We start from the raw sequence: 24,175 nt of genomic DNA, 5'->3' as shown, positions 1-24,175 counted from the left end.
GGCAGATGCAGGGACGCACTCTGAATATAAAAATCCAGCCTTCCCAGGCTCTGGTGTCTGTGCAACTAATACAAGCGTTATGTCTGCTGACTCTGTTGTTGACTGGCTTGGTCTTTCAGCTGTGGTGGATGATGCCTTTGTTAATGGCCCAGGCCGCATTGCTTTTTATTAGCAGCAATCAGCAGCAGGCCGATGACAGCCTGTGCATAAATGAATCAGGACAGGGCTTCTGGTCTGCCGATCAGGACGCCCTGCAAATTGGTCAGCAAAGTTTATTATGCCCGTTCTTGATTGCACTTCGCGTACAGCAGCCTGCTCAAGGTAAAAGTCACTGGCAACTTATTTACCGTGACCAGTTAGATCCCTCTGGGTGGCGACGTTTACGCCGGGTTATCTTGAACCGGCGTCATCAGGAGAGATAATAGTAGCCTGAGGATCTTTGAGCAGATTAGGGTAATCCAGGTTATAGTGCAGGCCGCGACTTTCTTTGCGCTGCATAGCAGACTTTACGATAAGCTCAGCTACCTGTACCAGGTTGCGCAGTTCCAGCAGATTATTAGAAACACGGAAATTTGAATAATAGTCATGAATTTCCTGCTGTAATAATTCAATGCGCCGGGCAGCACGCTCCAGTCGCTTATTCGTTCTTACGATACCTACATAATCCCACATAAACAGACGCAGCTCGTGCCAGTTATGCTGAATAATAACTTCTTCATCAGAGTCGGTAACCAGGCTGTCATCCCAGGCTGGCAGATTATGAGCGGGTTTTGCTTGTTTAACCCTGGATGCTATGTGTTCAGCTGCAGCATGGGCAAAAACCACACACTCCAGCAACGAATTGCTGGCCATGCGATTGGCACCGTGTAAGCCGGTATAAGCGACTTCTCCTATTGCGTAGAGGCCTGGCAGGTCAGTTTGCGCATTTAAATCGGTAACTACGCCGCCACAGGTATAGTGAGCTGCCGGTACTATCGGCATGGGCTCTTGTGTGATGTCAATGCCGAGAGTCAGGCAGCGCTGATAAATAGTCGGAAAATGCTGGCGAACGAATTCGCTGTCCTGGTGCGAAATATCCAGATACATGCAGTCCGCACCCAGGCGTTTCATTTCAAAGTCGATAGCGCGGGCCACGACATCACGTGGTGCCAGCTCTCCATCTTCATGAAAGTCCTTCATAAACGAACTGCCATCCGGACGTTTCAATTTGGCACCTTCACCGCGCAGTGCTTCGCTGAGCAAAAAGTTTTGCGCTTGTGGATGAAACAGGCAGGTTGGGTGAAACTGGTTGAATTCCATATTGGCAACCCGGCAACCTGCGCGCCAGGCCATGGCAATGCCGTCGCCACTGGCTATATCCGGATTACTGGTGTATTGATAAACTTTACTGGAACCACCCGTAGCAAGAGTCACAAAGGGCGCACTTATGGTGTATACCTTGCTGTCGTGGCGGCTCCAGGCATAAGCGCCTATGCAGTGTTTACTACTATCGTTTTCCCGGGTAATTAGATCGACCGCATTATAACCTTCGAGCACCTGGATATTAGGGTGGTGCTGAATCTGGTCAACCAGCGTGGTTTGTACGGCACGGCCAGTGGCATCGGCCGCGTGTAATATGCGGCGGTGGCTGTGGCCACCTTCACGTGTCAGATGGTAACGAGCTTCGCCTTGTTCATTCTGCTCGGTATCAAAAGGGGTACCTAACTCGATAAGCCATTGTAAGGCAGCTTTTGCCCGCGATGCTGTAAATTGCACGGTTTGTCGGTCACAAAGGCCAGCGCCAGCTTTGAGAGTATCGGTGACATGGGATTCAATGCTATCATTTTCATCAAATACAGCAGCAATACCACCCTGAGCGTAGTAAGTAGAACCCTCGACCAATGGGCCTTTACTGAGTACTATTACACTCAGGTCCTGAGCAAGTTTTAATGCAAGTGAGAGACCGGCAGCACCGCTGCCAATAATCAGTGCATCACATTGGTAGGCGAAGCGAGCTGTCATAAAATCCAAAATTTTGTCATGATTTTAAAATGAATTTTACCCTTGTTTGGATAAAGAAAGCGAACTTTTCGCAAAGTGGCAGGTCTAGTTAGTTGAATCGCAGCTCGAGCCACTGCTATCAGATGTAGTTGCAGGAAAACAGGAGAGAAGGCTCGAATGAGCGAACAGGAAATTGATCAGCGTCTGGTTGAACGGGTGCAGAATGGTGAGCAGGCGGCATTTGATATACTGGTAAAAAAATATCAGCATAAGATTATGAGCCTGATAGCCCGTTATGTGAAACAGCAGGGTGATGTGCCTGATGTTGCCCAGGAAGCTTTTATTAAAGCTTATCGTGCGCTACCTAATTTTCGTGGCGAAAGTGCTTTTTATACCTGGCTTTATCGGATCGCGGTGAACACAGCCAAGAACTATCTGGTTTCACGAGGCCGTAAACCACCAAGTTCAGATATTGATGCGCAGGAAGCGGAATTTTTAGATGATGGGCATGGTCTGAAAGATATAGCGTCGCCGGAAAGCCAATTGTTGTCTGAAGAAATGAGAGCAGTGATACTGGATGCGATAAATGATTTACCCGATGATTTGAAACAGGCTATTACTTTGCGAGAATTGGATGGCATGGGGTATGAAGAAATAGCAGTAACCATGGACTGCCCGATAGGTACTGTGCGTTCGCGCATTTTCAGGGCACGTGAAGCAATAGATAAGAAATTAAAGCCTTTATTGGAAGGTTGATTTAACTCTTGAGGAAAAAGCTTATGACTGACAAGCATAATGAACATCTGTCAGCGCTGATTGATAGTGAAGACCTAGATGAAAGAGTGCTTGAACGCATGCTGACCGACGATGAGCAAAAGTCGACCTGGCAGCGTTATCAATTGGTGGGTGCGGTTATCCGTGACGAAGCCCGGCCAGGTATGGCCATTGATATTTCAGCTTCGGTAGCCGCTCAGGTTGCTGAAGAGCCTGCTATTGCGGCACCTAAAACTCGCCAAAGCTGGCTGAAGCCAGCAGCCAATGACTCATGGTGGCGTCCGGCAGCTAGTTTTGCTGTTGCAGCCAGTGTTGCTCTGGTGACTGTTATTGGAGTTACCAGTTACCAAATGTCGCCAACCGGAGAGCTTCCGTCGCAGCGAGCTGATGCGACATCGAGTAACCCTATCTTTGAAACTAATCCTTTACCTGGTTTTGCCAGTCCTGTTAGTTTTAATTCTATTCAGGAGTCTCCGCGAACTGAGATGGATAGCGGAACAGCACAACGGCGCCAGTTACAGTCTTACTTTATTGACCATCAGCAGCAGTTGCAGTTGAGTCATCAGCATCAGGAAGAGCAGGAGCCGTTAGAAAAAGAGCAGGCTAAAGACGGAAGTAACTAATGATAAAAGCGGTACAGAAGGTTATTTTACTGGTTGCCTTTAGTTTCTCTGCAGTCAGTGTGGCTCAGGTTGATGATGAAGCCCTGGCTCAGGGGGCCGACTGGTATGACCGTATGAATCAGGCCTTGCGTGAGCTGAACTTCGACGCAGCGCTTGTGCATGTCCGTGGGCAGCGGGTAGAACCCTATCGCTGGTTACATGGACTTTCTGATAGTGGCCAGGAAATAGAGGTTTTGTCGGGACTTAACGGACCTGAATATAAAGTATTACGCCTTGATGACCACGTTTCTTATTATCACTCCATGGGCTCGCCATACAGCCTTCGGGCTGAGGTTCTGGATGGACCTTTCCCATCAGGATTTTTTTATCCGTTTGCCGAAATAAGCGAGGCTTATAACGCTATTGCAGTAGGTGGCGGTCGGGTAATAGACAGGCCCGCTCAGCACATTCGTGTGCTGGCTCGTGATCGTCAGCGTTATGGCTATTCAATCTGGCTGGATAAAGACACGGGCCTGATACTGCGCGCCGCGACCTTGTCAGTGGACGGGGATGTATTGGAACAGGTACAGCTTACCAGTCTGCAAATAAGTGACCATTTTCCGGATAATTTGCGTGAATTGAAAGAAGTTACCCGTCCTCCTATGGTGGAAGACGATAGTAATCGCAGAGAAGTTCAGGGAGATTGGGATTTAAGCTGGTTGCCAGCCGGATTTAAGCTATTGCGGTCGAATCATCACCAAATGGCGGTTACCGGGCAGCAAACTGACTATTTTCTTTATTCCGACGGTTTAGCTAAATTTTCTGTATATATTGGCCTTCGAGGGCAGGGAACCGGTCCCGTTCAGGTTGAAGGAGCTGATTCGCTGTATGCAAAAGAACTGGGTAATTACATGGTGACTGTTGTTGGTCGCCTGCCATTTGAAACGGTAAAGCGTATTGCTGATGGCGTACAGGTAGCGCGATGATCAGGGAACTGGGCGAAGTCGTTGAAGTGAGCGCAGGTAAAGTTGTTATCAGTACTCACCTGAAAAGCGGCTGTTCTGGTTGTGAGCAGCAAAATCGCTGTGGTGCGGGCTTATTATCAAAAGCTTTTCCTAATCGCCGCGGCGAGTTCAGTATTACAGGTAACTATGATTTCACTCCAGGGCAGCAGGTAGAACTGCAACTTCCGGAACAGGCTCTGACCCGCTTTTCTCTTCTGCTATATATAATTCCATTACTTGCCTTATTGGCAGGTGCTGCCGTCGGACAGCTATTCTGGCCACTCTACGAACCTCTTTCAATTTTATCTGGTGCACTGTTTATGGCAGCAAGTTTCTATTTGTTGCGCCGTTATTTACGTCACCGTGACGTTAAAGTACAGGGCTTATTGCAGGTAAAAGCCGCATCGGCGGTGGACACAGAGAACCGACTTTGATTGTATGGAAGACTAAAAGCGAGTAAAATTTCGCTCCATTACCAGAGTAATCGGTTCCATAATGAGGTTTGAATGAGCCAATCCGGCATTGCTAAGAAGAATATCCGTAACTTTTCCATTATTGCTCACATCGACCACGGCAAGTCGACACTTTCTGATCGTTTGATTCAGCATTGTGGTGGTTTGGCAGACCGCGAAATGGCGGAGCAGGTACTTGACTCAATGGATATTGAGCGAGAGCGGGGAATTACCATCAAGGCGCAAAGTGTGACCTTGTTTTATGATGCCCGCGACGGAGAGCGTTACATGCTCAATTTCATCGACACTCCTGGACATGTGGATTTCTCTTATGAGGTCTCACGCAGTCTGGCAGGTTGTGAAGGTGCGCTGTTGGTAGTCGACGCAGCACAGGGCGTGGAAGCGCAGACGCTGGCGAATTGTTACACCGCTATGGATATGGATCTGGAAGTGGTGCCGGTATTGAATAAGATCGATCTACCGCAGGCAGATGCGATGCGGGTAGCTCAGGAAATTGAAGATATTGTTGGTATTGAAGCTATTGATGCCGTGCAGTGCTCAGCTAAAACCGGTATCGGTATTGAAGAGGTGCTGGAACGTATTGTTAAGCAAATCCCGCCTCCTCAAGGGATAGATGAAAAACCCCTGCAGGCGCTTATTATTGACTCCTGGTTTGATAACTATCAGGGGGTGGTGTCACTGGTGCGTATTCAACAAGGCGTACTGAAAGCCGGCGAAAAAATGAAAGTGATGAGCACCGGACAGATACATGGTGTTGATAAAGTCGGTGTTTTCACCCCGAAACCGCTGGATACAGGCGTTTTACGCTCTGGTGAAGTAGGTTTTGTGATTGCAGGCATCAAAGATATTCTTGGCGCTCCAGTTGGCGATACGCTGACCAACGCTAAAGACCCTTCTGATCAGGCATTGCCCGGTTTCCGTAAAGTCAAACCCCAGGTGTATGCAGGCATGTTTCCGATTAGCTCAGAGGACTACGAGAAACTTCGTGATGCCCTGGGTAAGCTTAGCCTGAACGACGCTTCTTTATTTTACGAACCGGAAAATTCCGGGGCACTGGGTTTTGGTTTCCGCTGCGGTTTTCTCGGTATGCTGCACATGGAAATTATTCAGGAGCGTTTGGAGCGTGAATACGATATTGATCTTATAACCACAGCACCTACGGTTATTTATCGTGTCACTACCACCGATGGTAAAGAGCATAAGGTTGATAATCCGTCGGCGTTACCGCCGGTGAACCTGATTGATGAAATTTTTGAGCCCATTGTGGAAGCCAATATTCTGGTTCCACAGGAACACCTGGGCAACGTGATTACGCTTTGTGTAGAAAAGCGTGGTGTGCAAACCCGTATGGCGTATCACGGTAATCAGGTAGCCATGACATACGAGCTGCCAATGGCAGAAGTCGTCATGGACTTTTTTGATCGACTGAAGTCAACCAGTCGCGGTTATGCGTCACTGGACTATCAGTTTAAACGCTTTCAGGCTTCGCACATGGTGCGTGTTGATATTCTTATCAATGGCGACAGAGTGGATGCTTTGGCATTGATCACACATAGAGATAATGCCGAGTATCGTGGTCGTGCAGTAGTCGATAAAATGCGTGAACTGATTCCTCGTCAGATGTTTGATATAGCGATTCAGGCAGCTATTGGTAATCATGTCATTGCGCGTAGCACAGTGAAACAACTACGTAAAAACGTGACCGCTAAGTGTTATGGTGGTGACGTTAGCCGGAAGAAAAAATTACTGCAAAAACAAAAAGAAGGGAAGAAACGCATGAAACAGGTAGGTAACGTGGAAGTTCCGCAGGAAGCATTCCTGGCCGTACTTAAAACCAGTAAATAATCAGCACAGAGGTAAATAAGCATGACCGCATACTTTTCTGTGTTTTTAGTGTTGGTAACTGTAGTTACCGGCATAATCTGGGCGATCGATCACTTTGTCTGGAAACCCCGACGGGAAGAAAAAATAACTGCCATGGAAGCGCAGTCAGGAACTCCTTTTACAGAAGAACAGAAAAATCAGGTCGCTCCGCAATCCAGTATTGCAGAGTTTGCACAATCAGCCTTCCCCGTTATTGCGCTGGTTCTGATTGTACGTTCTTTTGTTTATGAGCCTTTCCGCATTCCTTCAGGCTCTATGATGCCAACTCTGCTGGTTGGTGACTTTGTGTTGGTTGAAAAATTCCGTTATAGCCTGCGGGATCCTATCTGGCGTAAAGAAATTATTTCTACCGGAACTCCTCAACGCGGAGATATTGCTGTTTTCAAATTCCCGGTAGAACCCGATCTTGACTATATTAAACGTATTATTGGTTTACCTGGTGACCGTATTATTTATCGCGACAAGCAGCTTTATGTGCAACCGGCTGGCTGTGAGCTGCCTTGTGAGGAACCTGAAATTCTGGTTTCAGAGCATGAAAAAGTAAGTGAAGGTGAATTCTACCGCGACCGTTTTCCGTTAAGTCGTTATCAGGAAACTCTGAGCGGTGTTGAGTACGACATTTTAATTGACCCTTCTGTCGCCCCCCGCTTAGGTCAGTACATGACCCAGGAAGGAACCCGCGCTGATGAATGGTTAGTGCCTGAAGGGCACTATTTCATGGTCGGCGACAACCGCGATAATTCTATTGACAGTCGCTATTGGGGATTTGTTGAAGAGGACCTGTTGGTTGGTCGCGCTGTGGCTATATGGATGAGCTTTGAATTTGACCGGGAACGAGGTGACTGGTTGCCGCGTTGGGTACCTAGTGGCGTTCGTTTCTCTCGTTTGGGAGGCATTGAGTGAGTTTAACGGCAGCTGCCAGTCGTCAGGTACAAAAAGAGATTGGTTACGAGTTCAGTGATAATAAATTACTGCAGCAAGCTCTGACTCACCGCAGCGCCTCTGCTATTCATTACGAACGTCTCGAGTTTTTAGGCGATTCGATTCTGAGCATGGTTATAGCTGAGGCTCTGTATACCCAGTTCCCGAAAGAAGACGAAGGGGACCTCAGTCGTATGCGTGCGAGCCTTGTATGTGCTCCTATGCTGGCTACGTTGGCGAAGTCTTTTAACCTGGGTGACCATCTTCAACTTGGCCCGGGTGAATTAAAGAGCGGCGGTTTTCGTCGAGAGTCTATTTTATCGGATGCGGTTGAGAGCATTATTGGTGCTATGTATCTGGATAGTAATGTAGAAGTCTGTAAGCAGGTGGTACTTGGCTGGTTTCAGCCTTATCTGCAGGACATTAAGCCGGGTATCAGCCAAAAAGATCCTAAAACGCAATTGCAGGAACGTATGCAGGCGCGACAAAACCCGTTACCGATTTATGAAGTGGTGGCCAAACAGGGTCAGGCTCATAATCAGCAATTCACGGTCAGCTGTTCTATTCAACAGCTTGACCAGCCCGTGCAGGGCTCAGGCACCAGCCGCCGTAAAGCCGAGCAGGCTGCAGCGAGCGCGATGCTTCAACAACTGGATGATATAAAGTAATGACAACTTCTTCACGCACTGGCTTTGTAGCCATTGTTGGACGACCGAATGTAGGTAAATCAACGTTGCTGAATCAGATATTGCAGCAAAAAATCAGTATTACCTCAAAAAAAGCTCAAACGACGCGCCATCGTATTTTAGGTATAGATACTGACGGTGATGTACAGACGGTGTATGTAGATACTCCAGGTCTGCATAGCGAAGAAAAGCGTGCTATTAATCGCCTGATGAACCGGGCTGCCAGCTCCTCTATCGGCGATGTCGACGTTGTGCTTTTTGTCGTCGATGGCATTCACTGGACCGATGATGACAACATGGTGCTGGAGAAAATAAAGCGCTCTCAACGGCCTGTAGTTCTGATTATAAATAAAATTGATCAAATAAAAGATAAAGGCGAGCTTTTGCCTCATATGCAGTGGCTGGCTGAGCAACATAAGTTTGCTGACATTCTGCCTATGATAGCGCGCTCTGGTGAGCATATACCTACGCTTAAAGGTATTGTGGCTCGTTATCAGCAGGAAGGTCAGCATATGTACCCTGACGATTATGTCACTGACCGTTCAGTGCGTTTTATGGCGGCGGAAGCGGTACGTGAGAAACTGATGCGTTTAACGGGTGATGAACTGCCGTACTCAACCACAGTAGAAATTGAAAAGTATGAAGTCCATGAGTCGGGTACTACCCATATTCACGCTTTAATACTGGTTGAGCGGGAAGGTCAGAAACGCATGGTAATAGGCCAGGGCGGCTCTAAATTAAAAGAAGTAGGGCAGCAGGCGCGTCGCGATATTGAACGTTTAATTGACGGCAAAGTGCATCTTAACCTTTGGGTGAAAGTGAAATCTGGCTGGGCCGACGATGAGCGGGCGTTGCGTAGCCTGGGTTACGGCGAGGACTAGATAGTGCAACAGGCCTACGTATTACATCGTTGGCCCTATCAGGAGCACAGCCTGATTGTTGAATTTTTTGGTCAACAGGACGGGCGTTTTCGGGCAATTGCCAAAGGTGCCCGGCGCAGTAAACGCGGCACGGCTCCGTTGCTGCAGCCGTTCCGCTTATTACAGATAGAAGTACGTGGCCGGCATGAACTGAAAACTCTGACTTCAGTAGAAGTTGATGATTACAACGGCCCCTTGCAGGGTGAGTTTATGTATTGTGGTTTTTACATGAATGAACTGTTGCAGAGGTTGTTGCCAGAGCAGGCTTCGATTCCCGAATTATTTAACGCCTATAAGGATACCCTGCATCTGTTGCGCGAGCAGGTGAGTATGCAGCCGGTATTACGTAAATTCGAATGGCTATTGTTATGTCACCTGCAACTGGATTTTAGCTGGCATGAAGATGTCGACAATGGTGATCCGATAGAACCGCAACAGACTTATTATTTCCGACCTGCTGAAGGTTTTTCTGTGGTTAATGACAATCGTGCTCCCACTCCTTATTTTTCTGGTGAAGCGTTGCTCGCTATGGCGAATTTTGCACTGCAGGATGCCAGTTTATTACAACAATTTAAGCATATTATGCGCCGTGCACTGGCCCCTTACCTGGGGACTAAGCCACTGCGCAGTCGTGAACTTTTTCAGGCTCAGGTGAATACGCTGACGGGCCCAGACAGGAGATAGTTATGCAACCCGCTTTACTTGGTGTCAACATTGATCATATTGCTACCTTACGCAATGCACGCGGTGTCAGTTATCCGGATCCGGTACATGCTGCAACGCTGGCTGAGCAGGCTGGCGCTGACGGAATTACTATCCATTTACGTGAAGACCGCCGTCATATTAAAGATCGCGATGTTGAATTGCTTGCCGAGACACTGCAGACCCGAATGAATCTGGAAATGGCTATGACGGATGAGATGGTCGCTATTGCGCGCCGAATTAATCCTGCCTATTGTTGCCTGGTTCCTGAAAAACGAGAAGAACTGACGACCGAAGGTGGACTTGATGTCGCCGGGCAAATTTCGCGTACCCGGGATGTAGTGGCTGAACTGACTGCTGCCGGTATTCAGGTATCTCTTTTTGTTGATGCTGATATCCGGCAACTGGAGGCCGCGCGGGAAGTTGGCGCTCCGTTGGTCGAACTGCATACCGGTCATTATGCTGAAGTTACGGGCGAGGCTCAGGAAGAAGCATTGCTGGTACTTAAGAAAGCCGCTCGTGAAGCAAAAGCTCTGGGCTTAATTGTTAATGCGGGACATGGCTTGCATTATCATAATACGGCGGCAGTAGCGGCCATTCCCGAGTTCTATGAACTTAATATCGGGCACTCTATTATTAGCCGTTCGGTGTTTAGTGGTCTGGCTCAGGCAGTGGCCGATATGAAACACATTATTGATAACGCCCGCACCTGATATGGCTATTGTGGGCATTGGCACCGATATAGTCGCATTAGCAAGGATTGAGAAAGTGCTGGAGCGCAATCCGGCATTTGCAGAACGTGTGCTGACTGGCGATGAGCTGGAGACTTATGCTCAGGCGGGTCGTCCGGCTGCCTTGGTGGCAAAGCGTTTCGCTGCTAAAGAAGCAGCTGCTAAGGCTTTGGGCACTGGTATTGCGCAAGGGGTTTCCTTTCAGCATATCGAAGTACGCCATACGGCATTGGGCCAACCGCTACTGCATCTGTCAGCCGCAGCTCTTCAGCGGGCCAATACGATTGGTGCCACAGCATTCCATTTATCAATCAGCGATGAAGCTGATTATGCGATGGCTTATGTAATTCTGGAAAGCGACTAACATAACTTATAGCGGAACAATCGTTGACAGCACTGCAGGGATTTCGCACATTGTGAAGAAGCATCACTTACACAAAAAGCTCAGGTAGAGAGGCGCAGTATGGTCCAGGTTCGTAATATTCATGTTGATCAGGGCATTCATCAAAAAGGTGACTGGCTGGCCGCCGTGCAGCGTGATGAGCAACGTGACATGTTACGTGACCTTGCCGGTCAGCTAAGAAAGGTTTCTATCGATCAGCCTGAGACCCTTATCAAAGGGGAGGAGATGGTAGAAATCCTGGCTGCTTTGAATCTGGATAAACTGGGCTTACAGGCGGCATTATGCCTGCCTGCTTTTGAAGCCGGACAGATTGATGACGACTGGCTGATTGCTCAGGGCGGTGAGCAGCTGGCCAGCATGGTGCATACCGTGCAACAGATGCAAAGCATCAGCGAATTGCAGCACTTTCAACACGGTAAACCTAATGTTGTGCAGATAGATACCGTACGCCGTATGTTGCTGGCTATGGTGGAAGATGTGCGGGCGGTGCTGATCAAGCTGGCGGAACGTATTTGTCACCTGCGCATTTTGAAAAATGCCGATGAAGAAACCCGGGTGCTGGCGGCCAAAGAGTGCAGTGAAATCTACGCGCCACTGGCCAACCGACTGGGCATAGGGCAGCTAAAATGGGAATTGGAAGATTTAGCCTTTCGTTATCTGCATCCACAAACCTATAAAGCCATCGCCAGTCAGCTGGATGAAAAACGCCTGCAACGTGAGCAATACATTGATGATTTTGTAACTGATCTGCAAGCCAGCCTGGATGCAGAACAGGTGGATGCAAAGGTGTACGGTCGTCCCAAACATATCTTCAGCATCTGGCGCAAGATGCAGAAAAAAAATCTCGATTTCTCTAAATTATTTGATATTCGTGCCGTGCGTATTGTGACTCAGTCGTTGAAGGACTGTTATGGCGCTTTAGGTGTGGTGCATACCCGCTGGCGTCATCTGGCTTCTGAGTTTGATGACTATGTAGCGACCCCTAAAGCCAATGGTTATCAATCTATTCATACCGTGGTGATAGGACCCGAGCAGAAAAACGTTGAAATCCAGATCCGTAGCGAGCAAATGCATGACGATGCGGAAATGGGTGTAGCCGCCCACTGGATGTACAAAGAAGGTGCGGTGACCGGTAAAGCTCATGGATACGAAGAAAAAATAGCCTGGTTACGCAAATTGTTGGCCTGGCATGAAGATATGGCTGAGAACGATGACCTGGTGCAGGAAATTCGCAGTCAGGTATTTGAAGACCGGGTTTATGTATTTACCCCCAAAGGCGATGTGATTGACCTTCCTGCCGGTTCTACGCCGCTCGACTTTGCCTATTATATCCATAGTCAGGTCGGGCACCGTTGCATTGGCGCCAAGGTGGATGGCCGTATTGTGCCGTTCACCTACCATTTACAAAATGGTGAGCGCGTTGAAATACTGACTCAAAAAGAACCTTCGCCGAAACGCGACTGGATGAATCCAGGCCTGGGATACCTAAACTCCAGCCGGGCCCGCAGTAAGGTGCATACCTATTTTAAAAAGCAGGACCGGGACAAACATATCAGCGCAGGTAAAGAGTTACTAGAAACTGAATTACAAAAGCAGCGGCTGAATATGTCTGAAGCAGAAAAAGCCGTTGAACGTTTTAATATGACAAACCTGGATGATTTGCTGGCCGCGATAGGGGCCGGTGACATAGGTTTGCATCAAGTAGTTAATTTTATTAAGCCTGTTATTGAGAATGAACCTGAGGAACAGGTTCGCAGCGTTATCAGGAGAAAAGCGCCACCAAAAAGCAATAAAGACGGCGTACAAGTGGAAGGTATAGGTAACCTGATGATGAGTTACGCCCGCTGCTGCCAGCCGCTTCCAGGCGACGCCATTATGGGGTATGTGACGCAGGGGCGGGGGGTTTCTGTACATCAGCGGGATTGCGAGCAGCTTAAACAGTTGCTGGAGCAGAATCCGGAGCGGGGCATAGAAGTTTCCTGGTCGGGGCAGCAGGAACAGCAGTATGAGGCGCGTATCCTGGTCGATGCTATGGATCGTAACGGCTTATTGCATGATGTGACTACTGTGATGGCGAATGAAAAAGTCAATGTCGGCGAAATCAGTTCGCGCCTTGATAAGGTCCAGCAACAGGTGACCATTTCTCTGACTTTGTATGTGCGCGACAATAACGAATTGCAGCGGGTACTTAACAGGGTGCGTCAGATAAGCGATGTGCTCAATGTGCAGCGGTTAAACAGTTAGAGGTATTTATATGCAGGCATTGCAACGTCTGTTAACTATTATGGAAAGCCTGCGTGACCCGGTTTCTGGCTGTCCCTGGGATATCAAACAGAACTTTCAGAGCATAGTGCCGCATACCATTGAAGAAGCTTATGAAGTCGCGGACGCTATTGCCAAAGGTGAACCTCAGGCGATTAAAGACGAACTGGGTGACCTTTTATTCCAGGTCGTCTTTTATGCGCAACTGGGTAAAGAGCAGCAGTGGTTTGATTTTGCGGATATTGCCAGTACGGTCAGTGACAAACTGGAACGGCGCCATCCCCATGTGTTTGGTAGTGGTGATGTCGCTGATGAAGAGGCGGTCAAAGAACAGTGGGAAGCGATAAAAAAGCAGGAACGGGCTGAGAAAAAAAACTCGTCCAGTGTATTTGACGACATACCCGCCAATTTACCCGCTTTATTGCAGGCGGTGAAAATTCAGAAACGTTGTCGTAGCGTGGGTTTTGACTGGCATGATATCAAAGATGTCAGCGCTAAAGTACGCGAAGAAATAGAAGAAGTAGAGGAAGAGCTGCAGGGGACCGTAGAGCAAAACCGGGTAGAGGAAGAGGTTGGTGATTTGCTGTTTGCGGCCGTTAACCTGGCGCGGCACGCTAAGGTCAACCCTGAAAATGCCTTGCGTGGTGCCAACCAGAAATTTATGCAGCGTTTTCGCTATATTGAACAACAGGTAGCAGCGCAGGATAAAGCTGTTGACGATTATTCACTGGAACAACTGGAAAACTTCTGGCAACTGGCTAAGCAAAGGTGATTGTTGCTGGTGCCCGGCTCGGGTATACTGTCTCCCCGTCTGAAGTACTTTTCCTAAATTCCCTGACGCTACAGGTTATGCATGGCAACAAAATATATTTTCGTCACCGGCGGTGTTGTATCCTCGCTGGGAAAAGGCATTGCGGCGGCATCATTAGCAGCAATTCTTGAGGCCCGTGGCCTTAACGTAACAATTCTTAAGCTTGACCCTTATATCAATGTTGATCCGGGCACTATGAGCCCGATTCAGCACGGCGAAGTTTTTGTCACCGTAGACGGTGCAGAAACGGATCTGGATTTGGGGCATTACGAGCGCTATATTCGTACCCGCATGACTAAGAAAAACAACTTCACCACCGGTCGGGTGTATGAAGATGTGTTACGCCGTGAGCGGCGTGGTGACTTCTTAGGTGCAACCATTCAGGTTATTCCGCATATTACCAATGACATCAAACGTCGTGTGGTGGAAGGTGCTGAAGGTTATGATGTGGCTTTGGTGGAAATTGGTGGTACGGTCGGTGATATCGAATCGCAACCTTTCCTCGAAGCCATTCGCCAGCTGGGTACTGAAATTGGTCGTGAACGTGCGCTTTTCATTCATCTGACACTGGTGCCTTTCCTGGGGGCTGCCGGTGAAGTTAAAACCAAACCTACCCAGCACTCAGTCAAAGAACTACGTTCTATTGGCATTCAGCCTGACGTGCTTATCTGCCGTTCTGACCGCACGGTTCCGGCCAATGAAAGAGCAAAAATTGCGCTCTTTACCAATGTGCAGGAACGCGCCGTTATCTCTTTGAAAGACGTCGATAGCATTTATAAAATTCCAGCAATGTTAAAAGCTCAGGGGCTGGATGAACTGGTGGTTAATCGCTTTGGCATTGAGTGCCCGGAAGCTGACTTAGCAGAGTGGGAGCGGGTACTGTACCTGGAGTCCAATCCAAGTGGTGAAGTCACTGTCGGTTTTGTGGGTAAATACGTTGAACTTCCGGATGCCTATAAGTCGGTCAATGAAGCGCTGGCGCATGCTGGTTTGCATAATCGATTGACTGTGCACATTCGTTATATAGATTCGCAGGACATTGAAAGCAAAGGGCTAAGCAAGCTGGAAGGCGTGGACGCTATTTTAGTGCCTGGTGGTTTTGGTGGTCGTGGTATCGAAGGCAAAATACTGGCCGCCCGTTATGCCCGTGAAAACCATATTCCTTATCTGGGCATTTGTCTGGGTATGCAGGTAGCACTGATGGAGTTTGCCCGTGATATGGCAGGTCTGGAAGGCGCTAACAGCACAGAATTTGATGCCGAGTCGGCGCATCCTGTGGTCGGTTTGATTACTGAATGGATGTCAGAAAGCGGACAGATGGAAATGCGCGATGAAGGTTCTGATCTGGGCGGTACTATGCGTCTGGGTGCACAACCTTGTCACTTGATTCCGGGAACCCTGATTCACAAATTATATGGTAGTGATGTGATTGAAGAGCGTCATCGCCATCGTTATGAAGTGAATAATAATTATCGTGAACAGCTTGAAGTAGCAGGCCTGACCATTTCTGGGCTGTCTTATGACAAACGCCTGGTAGAGGCCATTGAAGTGTCTTCTCATCCCTGGTTTGTGGCGGTGCAGTTCCATCCGGAATTCACCTCAACGCCACGCGATGGTCACCCGCTTTTCAGTGGTTTTATAGCCGCAGCCGGTGAATATCAGAAAAAACAGCGTAGTTAATACAATACAGGATTCAGCAATGAGCAAAATTGTAAAAGTAACAGGCCGTGAAGTCATGGACTCACGGGGTAACCCTACGGTAGAAGCCGATGTGCATCTGGACTGCGGTGCTATGGGCCGCGCCGTCGCCCCAAGTGGCGCTTCCACAGGTAGTCGTGAAGCGCTGGAGCTGCGTGACGGGGATGCCGGACGTTATCTGGGTAAAGGCGTTTTAAAAGCGGTAGAAAACATTAATGGCAGCATCGCCGCGGCGTTAAAAGATCAGGACGCGCATCAGCAGCAGGCCATTGATGAGATGATGCTCAAGCTGGATGGTACTGAGAATAAAGAAAAGCTGGGTGCCAATGCGATTCTGGCAGTGTCATTGGCGGTGGCTAAAGCCGCGGCACAAAGCCAGCAAAAACCTTTGTACGCCTACATTGCAGAGCTTTATAAACAACCAGACCAGTTCAGCATGCCGTTGCCTATGATGAACATCATTAATGGCGGAGAACACGCCGATAATAATGTTGATATCCAGGAATTCATGATCCAACCGGTAGGCGCTAAAACATTTGCGGAAGGCCTGCGCATGGGCGCGGAAATTTTCCATGCCCTGAAAGCGGTACTCAAAGCCCGCGGTTTAAGCACCTCGGTAGGCGATGAAGGCGGTTTTGCACCGGATCTTTCATCTAATGAAGAAGCCCTTGAAGTCATTGCTGAAGCGGTTAAAAACTCCGGGTATGAGCTGGGAACCGACGTCACACTGGCACTGGATTGCGCGGCCTCCGAGTTCTATGAAAATGGCGAATACAACCTGAAAGGCGAAGGCAAAAAATACAGCGCGTCTGAGTTTGCCGATTACCTGTCAGGCCTTTGCGATCGTTATCCCATTATTTCTATTGAAGATGGCCTGGACGAAAGTGACTGGGACGGTTGGAAAATCCTGACTGAGAAGCTGGGCGACCGGATCCAGTTGGTAGGCGATGATCTCTTCGTTACCAACACCGCTATTTTACAGCGCGGTATTGATGAAAAAATTGGTAACTCTATTTTAATTAAGTTCAACCAGATAGGTAGCCTGACAGAAACTCTGAATGCCATTCGCATGGCTCAGGATGCTGGTTTTACGGCGGTTATCTCGCACCGTTCCGGTGAAACCGAAGATGCGACTATTGCGGACTTAGCGGTAGGCACCTGTGCTGGTCAGATTAAAACCGGCAGTCTGTGTCGTTCCGATCGGGTAGCCAAGTACAATCAGCTACTGCGTATCGAGGGTGAACTGGGTGACTCAGCTCTTTATCGCGGCCGCAAAGAAGTAAAAGCGGTAGCGCAGTAAATGTAACGGGGCTTCGAGGTGAATCAGTCCACGCTATTTCAGCCACTGCAACAGGCTCAGTTCACTGAGTTATGTATCGCTTTGTATGAAAGGGAACTGCTTCACCTGAGCCGGGAAGGGCCAGACAATGCATTGTTTTTAAAGCGTCGTCTGGCCAGTCTGCCTTTCTATGTTGAGCGTGCCGCTCATGCGCTGAATCGTATTCAGACCCCTCTGCTGCTGGATACTCAGAATGCCAGTTGGCAAAGCAAACAGAAACTTAAACCGCCAGCGGCAAAACATGATCCTCAAGGGCTGCAAAACTGGCTGCAAAAGCATGCCCGGCTTGCATTAGTAGTGCCAGTTCAGTCTGAGCAACAGGGCATAGTTAGTGTTATGCTCGACAGCATTGATCGCATTAGCGAAGCGGGCGTGCATGTTAATCAGTACGGCTGGTTTGACTGGCAGGGGCAGCCAATTGCTAAGAATCAGCAAAGCTGTTTGCTGCTAAAGCCTGATAAGGCCAGTATGAGTGCAGCGTGCTGTGGCCATCAGTGGGCCGTGAGTGGCCGTGTTGCGCCGCGCACGTTAAACTTACGAGAGGTTCTGCTGGCGGCAACACTGCGTTGGCCTAAATTCACCTCGGTACAATGGTTACCTGATTGAGGACAGCAGATGCGTTTATTGACCTTATGCCTGATAGGTTTGATGTTTGCCCTGCAATACCGTTTATGGATGGGTGAACATAGCATTGCCGACTATCGTCAATTGCAGGAAGATATCGCCCGGCAAGAAGCCAGTAATGAACAACTGGCGCAACGTAACCAGCTTTTACAAGCGGACATTAATGATTTACGCAGCGCGCAGGAAGCTGTGGAAGAAAGGGCTCGTAATGAGCTGGGTTTAATTAAAGAGAATGAAACTTTCTTTCGCTTAGTCAGAATTCAAACGGAAAACTAATGACCTCGCTATCATTTGTGGGAATTATGCCAGCAGCTGGCATTGGCAGTCGCATGCAGTTGGAACTTCCTAAACAGTATTTGCAGTTTGGCGGTCGCTCTATGATCGAATACAGTTTGCTGGCATTGCTGGCTGAGACCCGCATTGAAAAAGTAATAGTAGCGCTACATCCAGAGGATAAGCGTTTTCAGCAGTTAGCTATCTCCCTGGACCCCCGAATTTATACCGTAACTGGTGGCGTCAGCCGCAGTAAATCTGTACTTAATGCTTTATGCAGCCTGTCTTCTTCAGATCAGGTGATGGCAGTGGTTCATGACGCTGCGCGACCTTGTTTATCAGCTGGTGACCTAAAGTTACTGCTGGACCAGGCACAACAGGACCCGAAACAGGGGGCTATTCTGGCGACCCCGGTGCGTGACACCATGAAACGTGCAAAAGGTGGTTATGTGCTACGTACTGAAGCTCGTAACGACTTATGGCACGCACTGACACCTCAGGTTTTTATGGCTTCAGAGCTCGCCACTCAGATAATGGCGGCGAACAGTGCGGGTGTAGACATAACAGATGAAGCTTCAGCGATGGAGTGGGCAGGATTCAGGCCTGCTTTGGTTAAAGGTTCCAGCAACAATATTAAAGTCACTCAAGCGGATGATCTGGCTTTGGCTGCCTGTTTGTTGCAGCAAAACGGCCATCAGGAGAATCAATAAATGCGTATAGGCCAGGGTTTTGATGTACATAAGTTTGCTGGTGAAGGACCCGTGCATTTAGGCGGTGTAAGCATCCCTCATGAGCGTGGGCTGCTTGCCCATTCCGATGGCGACGTCCTGTTACACGCGCTGTGTGATGCCTTGCTGGGCGCGATTGCCGCCGGCGACATCGGACAATTATTTCCGGATACGGATGCGGCCTATGCCGGTGCTGATAGCGGCGAATTGCTGCGTCAGGTTTACCGCAAAGTGCGCGAAGCCGGTTATAAGCTGGTCAATGCCGATATGACGGTGATGGCGGAAGCGCCTAAATTAGCCCCTTACAATCTGGCTATTCGTGAATCTGTGGCGGCTTTACTGGATGCAGAAACACAATGTATAAGCATGAAAGCAACCACCACTGAACAATTGGGCTTTACTGGACGAAAAGAAGGTATAGCGGCAATGGCAGTGGTTTTACTGGAGCCTCAGGTATGAGCGATTTTTCCTTAGATTTTGCCTATCAAGCCGGCAAACCGCCTTCTGCTACAGCGATTTTTAAAGCACAACCAGAAGATTTTCAGGTATATGAAGAATTGGGTTTTGAGCTGCCTGCGGAACAAAAAGCAGAACACCATTGGTTATATATAAAAAAGCGCGGTGCCAATACTGAGTTTGTCGCCCGCCAATTAGCACGTTTTGCAGAGGTGCCAATTAAGCAGGTTAGTTACTCGGGCATGAAGGATCGCCAGGCGGTGACTGAGCAATGGTTTTCAGTGCAGTTGCCAGCCACCACCGAGATCGATTGGAACCACTTGCAGAACGACGAATTCAGCATTCTGCAAATCAGTCGTCAGGGGCGTAAATTACGTCGCGGCACCCATGCCAGCAATCGTTTTATTATACGTCTGCGCGATATCAGTGATTCTGCAGCGCTGGAACAGGCATTACAGCGCGTGGCGGAAAAGGGTGTACCTAACTATTTTGGTGTGCAACGGTTTGGTCATGGCGGCGCCAATTTAAGCAAAGCTCAGGCGATGTTCGCCGGGCGACGCATTAAAGATCGCCATATGCGCAGTTTATTGTTATCCAGTGCCCGCTCTTATCTGTTTAATCATTACCTCAACCAGCGTATGCAATTGCATGGGCTGGATAGATTATTGGCCGGTGATGCCTTGTTGTTATCCGGTACTCGCTCGTATTTTATTGCCGATGCTGATAATGCGGAAGACACTGAGCAACGGCTTAACAGCGGTGATGTTGAATTGTCGGGTCCTTTATGGGGGCGTGGTGCCACACCTGCACAAAGCGATGCCGCTGACTTGGAAAGTCAGTTATTAGATGGCTTTGCGGATTTTCGCGAAGGCTTGGAGAAAGCCGGTTTAAAACAGGAACGCCGGGCTTTGTTATTACGCCCTCAGGCGTTTAGCTGGCAATGGCTGGAACAAGACTGCATTGTGTATATGAGGTTGCCGGCCGGAGTGTATGCAACCAGCGTATTACGTGAAGTTGCTGAGTTACAGGAGAAAGCGAGTGAAAATATTACTGAGTAATGACGATGGTGTGCGTGCACCAGGCATTCTGGCTTTGTATAAAGAGCTGTCTCAGATTGCGGATGTTCGGGTAATCGCGCCGGAACGCAATTGCAGCGGTGCCAGTAATTCATTGACCTTGCATGATCCGTTACGGGTAGAGCAGCTGGAAAACGGTTTTATTTCGGTGAATGGCACACCTACTGACTGTGTTCATCTGGGCACCAATTCGCCGCTGGCAGAAATTCCGGATCTGGTGGTGTCAGGCATTAATGACGCCCCAAATATGGGTGATGACGTACTTTATTCAGGAACGGTAGCCGCGGCTACCGAAGGTCGTTTCATGGGCTTACCTGCGATAGCAGTTTCTATGGGCGAACATGGTCATGATTATTATGAGACAGCAGCAAAAATAGTTGCCGATCTGATTGTCCGTTTGCAGCAAAAGCCACTGAGTGCCGATTTTGTGCTGAATGTAAATGTACCTTATTGCAGTCTGCAGGGCATTAAAGGTACGAGAATTACTCGGTTAGGGCGCAGACACCGGGCCAAAGGCATGTTCAGGGATACTGATCCGCGTGGGCGCGAACTTTTCTGGTACGGCCCAGTGGGTGATCATCAGGACGATGGGCCAGATACCGACTTTGCTGCAATACGGGAAGGTTATGTTTCGATAACCCCACTGACGGTTGATATGACCGCTCGTTCGCAACAACAACATGTCTCAGATTGGTTAACTCAAGATTTATGATAGTCACAAATTTTCAGGGAGTCATACGTCGTTTGATTGCTCAGCTGCAGGAGCAGGGCATTACTGAACCTAGCGTACTGGACGTTATAAAAGATACTCCGAGACATCAGTTTATGCCCGAGTCTTTGGCTCACAAGGCATATGAGAATACGGCCTTGCCCATTGGGAACGGCCAGACTATTTCGCAGCCTTATATGGTCGCTTTGATGACTAGTTTACTGGTGCAGAAGAAATGTCGGCGGGTATTGGAAATAGGTACGGGATCCGGTTACCAGACTGCGATATTAGCCAAACTTATGGATGAAGTATTTTCTGTTGAGCGTATCAGCCAGTTGCAATATCAGGCAAAACGGCGCCTTAAGCAATTAGATCTGCACAATGTAAAAATGAAACATGGAGATGGCTGGCAGGGCTGGCGCAGCAAAGCGCCATTTGACGGTATTATAGTGACTGCAGCTGCAGCAAAAGTGCCTGAAAACCTGCTCAGTCAATTGTCTCCGGAAGGCGGTATGATGGTTATTCCTATTGGTGAAGAACGTCAGCGATTGCTGGTTATTGAACGTGAGCAGGAGGATTTTAGCTATCGTGAGTTGGTAGATGTCCGTTTTGTACCGCTTATTGCCGGGGATACAGAGTGAAAATATTTACACCTATTTATGATAAAGCTCTTATCTGGTCACAACATCGCCGTGCGCCGGCTATTCTCGCTGGAGTGAGTTTCGCTGAATCTGTGATTTTTCCTATTCCAGTAGACGTAATGCTTGCCCCTATGGCCCTGTCGCAACCGAAAAAAGCTTTTTATTTCGCCTGGCTGGCAACTATTTTTTCGGTACTGGGCGGTATTCTTGGTTATTGGTTGGGGCAGATTGCTTATGAGCCGTTGGTGCAACCTGTGCTTGAAAGTCTGGGCTATATGGGCCATTTTGACCGTGCGCAGCAATGGTTTATGGAGTGGGGCTTCTGGGTGGTTTTTCTGGCTGGCTTTTCGCCCATTCCTTTTAAAGTCTTTACCGTTGCCGCAGGTGTTATGTCTGTTGCCTTTTGGCCATTTGTACTGGCTGCTTTGATTAGCCGCGGCATGCGCTTCTTTCTGGTGGCCTGGTTGATGCGTGTTGGTGGGCCTATGATGGATAAGCATTTGCGTAATCACCTGGATACTATAGGTTGGGTCACTGTGGTTCTGGCTGTGATCGCTTATTTACTGCTACGGTAGCGTTATGCGTATTTATTTTAGTCCGGCTACTTGTAGCGTGCTTCTCTTACTTTTATTAACGGCTTGCAGCACTCGCTCTGAGCCAGCACCGGTAGAGTCCGTCTATCAGGGGCGCAGTGTCTATGATTACACTCAGGGCTCTTTATCCAGTGCCTCTTATCAAGTGCAGCAGGGGGAAACTCTATACTCCATCGCTTTTCGCGCCAATATGGATATGCGCGATATCGCACGGCTCAACAACCTCTCTGAACCCTATACTATCTTTCCGGGCCAAGTTCTAAGAATACGTAAAGAAAGCGTTAAAACACCAGTTACCCCTCCCAAAAGTGGCCTGAATGGGGTAGAAAGTAGACAGGTTAGTAATATCGAACATAAAAATTCGAAAAAAACTGATCTAAAGGACCCCATTGATAGTAAGACTAATGGCGAGTATGTTGAAACAGAGTCCGTAAACCAAGAGTCTGAAAAACAACGTACAAACAGCAACGGCAAAATAGAATGGTTCTGGCCATCTCAAGGTCGTATTGTACAGCGATTTTCAGATAGCGAGCCCGGACGGAAAGGGCTTGTTTTTGCGGGACAGAAAGGCGACCCGGTAACAGCAGCGGCAGCAGGAAAGGTAGTTTATGTTGGCAGCGCATTACGCGGTTTCGGGCGGTTAATCATACTGAAACATAGTGATGATTATATAACCGCTTATGCACATAACGATGAACTGTTAGTGCGGGAACAACAGAGCGTAGAAGCGGGTCAAAAAATAGCTACTATGGGTGATTCCGAAGCGGATAACGTACGGTTAAGATTTGAGCTTCGATATCAGGGGAGTTCGGTTAATCCAGAGAGGTATCTACCCCGATCTCGCTAAAGCTGCGTTAGCGGCCTAAATATGGAGAACGGAAAATGCGTGAAGAAACTAAAAATTTGATGGATGATGTTGCCACAGATGAGGAGCGTGCTGAGCGAGATGAAAAAGCTCAGGTTGACGCTGAGTTGAATGATGCTTTGGCCAGCTCCAGCAAACAAAGTCGCAAGCTGGATGCGACTCAGATGTATTTAAGCGAAATTGGCTTCTCACCACTATTAAGTGCAGAAGAAGAAGTTTATTTTGCACGTAAAGCCTTAAAAGGTTGCGATAAATCGCGCAAAAGAATGATTGAGAGCAACCTGCGCCTGGTTGTTAAAATCGCCCGTCGTTATAATAACCGGGGTCTTGCATTATTAGACTTGATCGAAGAAGGCAATCTGGGACTCATTCGCGCTGTTGAAAAATTTGATCCCGAGCGCGGATTCCGCTTTTCAACTTACGCTACCTGGTGGATACGTCAAACTATAGAACGTGCCATTATGAACCAGACTCGTACCATTCGTTTACCCATTCATGTAGTTAAAGAACTTAATGTATATTTGCGCGCGGCAAGGGAGCTGGCACATAAGCTGGATCACGAACCTACGGCCGAGGATATTGCGCATAAACTGGAAAAACCAGTAGAAGATGTGAATAAAATGCTGCGTCTTAATGAGCGTATTTCATCGGTCGATACGCCTATTGGCGGTGACTCTGAAAAAGGTTTGCTGGATATCATTGCCGATGAGAAAGGAGGTGGTCCGGAAATGGACATCCAGGATAATGACATGCGTGAGCATATCCTGGAATGGCTGGATACGCTAAATGCAAAACAGCGCGAAGTACTGGCACGGCGTTTCGGTTTGCTTGGTTATGAACCCTCTACACTGGAAGACGTCGGCCGCGAAATTGGCTTGACCCGTGAGCGGGTTCGCCAGATTCAGGTTGAAGCTTTACGTAAGCTTCGTGAAACTCTGCGTCAGCAAGGGTTAAGCCTGGAATCAGTATTTACCAGTGGATAATATTATCCACAACATATGAGCAAAAGAATGTACCGCT

27 protein-coding genes are annotated in these 24,175 nt (G+C 48.4%); 26 read left to right on the top strand and 1 reads right to left on the bottom strand.

The window, feature by feature from the left end; translation table 11 throughout:
- Positions 1 to 5 precede the first annotated feature (5 nt).
- Positions 6 to 422: a protein YgfX gene (locus CWE09_RS03625; RefSeq protein WP_126802649.1), complete on the top strand. Its 417-nt coding sequence runs from the start codon at positions 6 to 8 to the stop codon at positions 420 to 422.
- On the opposite strand, the gene nadB is transcribed toward CWE09_RS03625, so the two are convergent.
- Positions 391 to 2,001 carry an L-aspartate oxidase gene (gene nadB / locus CWE09_RS03620; protein ID WP_126802648.1) on the bottom strand — a complete coding sequence of 537 codons (1,611 nt, stop codon included), beginning with the start codon at positions 1,999 to 2,001 and terminating at the stop codon, positions 391 to 393. The two genes, CWE09_RS03625 and nadB, sit on opposite strands and share 32 nt — an antisense overlap.
- Positions 2,002 to 2,157: 156 nt before the next feature.
- Between nadB and rpoE the strand changes: the two genes are divergently transcribed.
- The 25 genes from rpoE to rpoS all read left to right on the top strand — a co-directional run bounded on the left by rpoE (position 2,158) and on the right by rpoS (position 24,138).
- Positions 2,158 to 2,736: an RNA polymerase sigma factor RpoE gene (gene rpoE / locus CWE09_RS03615; protein WP_126802647.1), complete on the top strand. Its 579-nt coding sequence runs from the start codon at positions 2,158 to 2,160 to the stop codon at positions 2,734 to 2,736.
- A 23-nt stretch (positions 2,737 to 2,759) separates the two neighbouring features.
- On the top strand, positions 2,760 to 3,377 hold the full coding sequence (locus CWE09_RS03610; RefSeq protein ID WP_126802646.1) for a sigma-E factor negative regulatory protein: 618 nt from the start codon (positions 2,760 to 2,762) through the stop codon (positions 3,375 to 3,377).
- Positions 3,377 to 4,342: a MucB/RseB C-terminal domain-containing protein gene (locus CWE09_RS03605; protein WP_126802645.1), complete on the top strand. Its 966-nt coding sequence runs from the start codon at positions 3,377 to 3,379 to the stop codon at positions 4,340 to 4,342. Before CWE09_RS03610 ends, CWE09_RS03605 begins: the two co-directional genes overlap by 1 nt.
- Positions 4,339 to 4,794 carry a SoxR reducing system RseC family protein gene (locus CWE09_RS03600; RefSeq protein WP_126802644.1) on the top strand — a complete coding sequence of 152 codons (456 nt, stop codon included), beginning with the start codon at positions 4,339 to 4,341 and terminating at the stop codon, positions 4,792 to 4,794. The genes CWE09_RS03605 and CWE09_RS03600 overlap by 4 nt, the downstream gene beginning before the upstream one ends.
- 72 nt (positions 4,795 to 4,866) lie before the next feature.
- Complete coding sequence (gene lepA, locus CWE09_RS03595) at positions 4,867 to 6,678, top strand: translation elongation factor 4 (protein WP_126802643.1); 1,812 nt, start codon at positions 4,867 to 4,869, stop codon at positions 6,676 to 6,678.
- Positions 6,679 to 6,699: 21 nt separating this feature from the next.
- Entirely contained in the window at positions 6,700 to 7,620 is a 921-nt protein-coding gene (gene lepB, locus CWE09_RS03590) for a signal peptidase I (RefSeq protein ID WP_126802642.1), read from the top strand.
- Positions 7,617 to 8,306: a ribonuclease III gene (gene rnc, locus CWE09_RS03585; protein WP_126802641.1), complete on the top strand. Its 690-nt coding sequence runs from the start codon at positions 7,617 to 7,619 to the stop codon at positions 8,304 to 8,306. The genes lepB and rnc overlap by 4 nt, the downstream gene beginning before the upstream one ends.
- Entirely contained in the window at positions 8,306 to 9,205 is a 900-nt protein-coding gene (gene era / locus CWE09_RS03580; RefSeq protein WP_126802640.1) for a GTPase Era, read from the top strand. The genes rnc and era overlap by 1 nt, the downstream gene beginning before the upstream one ends.
- A gap of 3 nt (positions 9,206 to 9,208) precedes the next feature.
- Entirely contained in the window at positions 9,209 to 9,928 is a 720-nt protein-coding gene (gene recO, locus CWE09_RS03575; RefSeq protein WP_157982803.1) for a DNA repair protein RecO, read from the top strand.
- Positions 9,929 to 9,930: 2 nt separating this feature from the next.
- The gene (gene pdxJ, locus CWE09_RS03570; protein WP_126802638.1) at positions 9,931 to 10,659 is read left to right on the top strand and encodes a pyridoxine 5'-phosphate synthase; all 729 of its coding nucleotides are present in this window, start codon (positions 9,931 to 9,933) and stop codon (positions 10,657 to 10,659) included.
- 1 nt (position 10,660) lies between these two features.
- Positions 10,661 to 11,041, top strand: a complete 381-nt coding sequence (acpS, locus tag CWE09_RS03565) for a holo-ACP synthase (RefSeq protein ID WP_126803902.1) — start codon at positions 10,661 to 10,663, stop codon at positions 11,039 to 11,041.
- Between the two features lie 99 nt (positions 11,042 to 11,140).
- The gene (gene relA / locus CWE09_RS03560; protein ID WP_126802637.1) at positions 11,141 to 13,324 is read left to right on the top strand and encodes a GTP diphosphokinase; all 2,184 of its coding nucleotides are present in this window, start codon (positions 11,141 to 11,143) and stop codon (positions 13,322 to 13,324) included.
- Between the two features lie 10 nt (positions 13,325 to 13,334).
- On the top strand, positions 13,335 to 14,114 hold the full coding sequence (mazG, locus tag CWE09_RS03555) for a nucleoside triphosphate pyrophosphohydrolase (protein WP_126802636.1): 780 nt from the start codon (positions 13,335 to 13,337) through the stop codon (positions 14,112 to 14,114).
- Positions 14,115 to 14,195: 81 nt separating this feature from the next.
- A complete protein-coding gene (locus CWE09_RS03550) occupies positions 14,196 to 15,833 on the top strand; it encodes a CTP synthase (RefSeq protein WP_126802635.1) in 1,638 nt (545 codons plus the stop codon).
- Positions 15,834 to 15,852: 19 nt separating this feature from the next.
- On the top strand, positions 15,853 to 17,151 hold the full coding sequence (gene eno, locus CWE09_RS03545; RefSeq protein WP_126802634.1) for a phosphopyruvate hydratase: 1,299 nt from the start codon (positions 15,853 to 15,855) through the stop codon (positions 17,149 to 17,151).
- Between the two features lie 18 nt (positions 17,152 to 17,169).
- Positions 17,170 to 17,796 carry a hypothetical protein gene (locus CWE09_RS03540; protein ID WP_126802633.1) on the top strand — a complete coding sequence of 209 codons (627 nt, stop codon included), beginning with the start codon at positions 17,170 to 17,172 and terminating at the stop codon, positions 17,794 to 17,796.
- Positions 17,797 to 17,805: 9 nt separating this feature from the next.
- Positions 17,806 to 18,090 (top strand): cell division protein FtsB, encoded by a 285-nt coding sequence (gene ftsB, locus CWE09_RS03535; RefSeq protein WP_126802632.1) that lies wholly within the window; start codon positions 17,806 to 17,808, stop codon positions 18,088 to 18,090.
- A complete protein-coding gene (ispD, locus tag CWE09_RS03530; protein ID WP_126802631.1) occupies positions 18,090 to 18,797 on the top strand; it encodes a 2-C-methyl-D-erythritol 4-phosphate cytidylyltransferase in 708 nt (235 codons plus the stop codon). The genes ftsB and ispD overlap by 1 nt, the downstream gene beginning before the upstream one ends.
- Positions 18,798 to 19,274: a 2-C-methyl-D-erythritol 2,4-cyclodiphosphate synthase gene (gene ispF / locus CWE09_RS03525; RefSeq protein WP_126802630.1), complete on the top strand. Its 477-nt coding sequence runs from the start codon at positions 18,798 to 18,800 to the stop codon at positions 19,272 to 19,274.
- Positions 19,271 to 20,329: a tRNA pseudouridine(13) synthase TruD gene (gene truD, locus CWE09_RS03520; protein WP_126802629.1), complete on the top strand. Its 1,059-nt coding sequence runs from the start codon at positions 19,271 to 19,273 to the stop codon at positions 20,327 to 20,329. The genes ispF and truD overlap by 4 nt, the downstream gene beginning before the upstream one ends.
- Positions 20,310 to 21,059, top strand: a complete 750-nt coding sequence (gene surE, locus CWE09_RS03515) for a 5'/3'-nucleotidase SurE (protein ID WP_126802628.1) — start codon at positions 20,310 to 20,312, stop codon at positions 21,057 to 21,059. Before truD ends, surE begins: the two co-directional genes overlap by 20 nt.
- Positions 21,056 to 21,697 (top strand): protein-L-isoaspartate(D-aspartate) O-methyltransferase, encoded by a 642-nt coding sequence (locus tag CWE09_RS03510; RefSeq protein ID WP_126802627.1) that lies wholly within the window; start codon positions 21,056 to 21,058, stop codon positions 21,695 to 21,697. The genes surE and CWE09_RS03510 overlap by 4 nt, the downstream gene beginning before the upstream one ends.
- Positions 21,694 to 22,272: a YqaA family protein gene (locus tag CWE09_RS03505; RefSeq protein ID WP_126802626.1), complete on the top strand. Its 579-nt coding sequence runs from the start codon at positions 21,694 to 21,696 to the stop codon at positions 22,270 to 22,272. Before CWE09_RS03510 ends, CWE09_RS03505 begins: the two co-directional genes overlap by 4 nt.
- Before the next feature lie 4 nt (positions 22,273 to 22,276).
- On the top strand, positions 22,277 to 23,137 hold the full coding sequence (locus CWE09_RS03500; RefSeq protein WP_126802625.1) for a peptidoglycan DD-metalloendopeptidase family protein: 861 nt from the start codon (positions 22,277 to 22,279) through the stop codon (positions 23,135 to 23,137).
- A 35-nt stretch (positions 23,138 to 23,172) separates the two neighbouring features.
- Entirely contained in the window at positions 23,173 to 24,138 is a 966-nt protein-coding gene (gene rpoS / locus CWE09_RS03495; protein ID WP_126802624.1) for an RNA polymerase sigma factor RpoS, read from the top strand.
- Positions 24,139 to 24,175: the final 37 nt, after the last annotated feature.

The organism is Aliidiomarina minuta, assembly GCF_003987145.1.
Taxonomy (GTDB): Bacteria; Pseudomonadota; Gammaproteobacteria; order Enterobacterales; family Alteromonadaceae; genus Aliidiomarina; species Aliidiomarina minuta.
The sequence above is the reverse complement of the archived record's forward strand: the minus strand, read 5'-3'. Positions and strand labels throughout refer to the sequence as shown.

Excerpts from the sequence above, each read along its gene's own strand:
- CWE09_RS03625 (WP_126802649.1), top strand. The coding sequence starts at position 6 with ATGCAGGGACGCACTCTGAATATAAAAATCCAGCCTTCCCAGGCTCTG.
- nadB (WP_126802648.1), bottom strand. The coding sequence starts at position 2,001 with ATGACAGCTCGCTTCGCCTACCAATGTGATGCACTGATTATTGGCAGC.
- rpoE (WP_126802647.1), top strand. The coding sequence starts at position 2,158 with ATGAGCGAACAGGAAATTGATCAGCGTCTGGTTGAACGGGTGCAGAAT.
- CWE09_RS03610 (WP_126802646.1), top strand. The coding sequence starts at position 2,760 with ATGACTGACAAGCATAATGAACATCTGTCAGCGCTGATTGATAGTGAA.
- CWE09_RS03605 (WP_126802645.1), top strand. The coding sequence starts at position 3,377 with ATGATAAAAGCGGTACAGAAGGTTATTTTACTGGTTGCCTTTAGTTTC.
- CWE09_RS03600 (WP_126802644.1), top strand. The coding sequence starts at position 4,339 with ATGATCAGGGAACTGGGCGAAGTCGTTGAAGTGAGCGCAGGTAAAGTT.
- lepA (WP_126802643.1), top strand. The coding sequence starts at position 4,867 with ATGAGCCAATCCGGCATTGCTAAGAAGAATATCCGTAACTTTTCCATT.
- lepB (WP_126802642.1), top strand. The coding sequence starts at position 6,700 with ATGACCGCATACTTTTCTGTGTTTTTAGTGTTGGTAACTGTAGTTACC.
- era (WP_126802640.1), top strand. The coding sequence starts at position 8,306 with ATGACAACTTCTTCACGCACTGGCTTTGTAGCCATTGTTGGACGACCG.
- pdxJ (WP_126802638.1), top strand. The coding sequence starts at position 9,931 with ATGCAACCCGCTTTACTTGGTGTCAACATTGATCATATTGCTACCTTA.
- acpS (WP_126803902.1), top strand. The coding sequence starts at position 10,661 with ATGGCTATTGTGGGCATTGGCACCGATATAGTCGCATTAGCAAGGATT.
- relA (WP_126802637.1), top strand. The coding sequence starts at position 11,141 with ATGGTCCAGGTTCGTAATATTCATGTTGATCAGGGCATTCATCAAAAA.
- mazG (WP_126802636.1), top strand. The coding sequence starts at position 13,335 with ATGCAGGCATTGCAACGTCTGTTAACTATTATGGAAAGCCTGCGTGAC.
- CWE09_RS03550 (WP_126802635.1), top strand. The coding sequence starts at position 14,196 with ATGGCAACAAAATATATTTTCGTCACCGGCGGTGTTGTATCCTCGCTG.
- eno (WP_126802634.1), top strand. The coding sequence starts at position 15,853 with ATGAGCAAAATTGTAAAAGTAACAGGCCGTGAAGTCATGGACTCACGG.
- ftsB (WP_126802632.1), top strand. The coding sequence starts at position 17,806 with ATGCGTTTATTGACCTTATGCCTGATAGGTTTGATGTTTGCCCTGCAA.
- ispD (WP_126802631.1), top strand. The coding sequence starts at position 18,090 with ATGACCTCGCTATCATTTGTGGGAATTATGCCAGCAGCTGGCATTGGC.
- ispF (WP_126802630.1), top strand. The coding sequence starts at position 18,798 with ATGCGTATAGGCCAGGGTTTTGATGTACATAAGTTTGCTGGTGAAGGA.
- truD (WP_126802629.1), top strand. The coding sequence starts at position 19,271 with ATGAGCGATTTTTCCTTAGATTTTGCCTATCAAGCCGGCAAACCGCCT.
- CWE09_RS03510 (WP_126802627.1), top strand. The coding sequence starts at position 21,056 with ATGATAGTCACAAATTTTCAGGGAGTCATACGTCGTTTGATTGCTCAG.
- CWE09_RS03500 (WP_126802625.1), top strand. The coding sequence starts at position 22,277 with ATGCGTATTTATTTTAGTCCGGCTACTTGTAGCGTGCTTCTCTTACTT.
- rpoS (WP_126802624.1), top strand. The coding sequence starts at position 23,173 with ATGCGTGAAGAAACTAAAAATTTGATGGATGATGTTGCCACAGATGAG.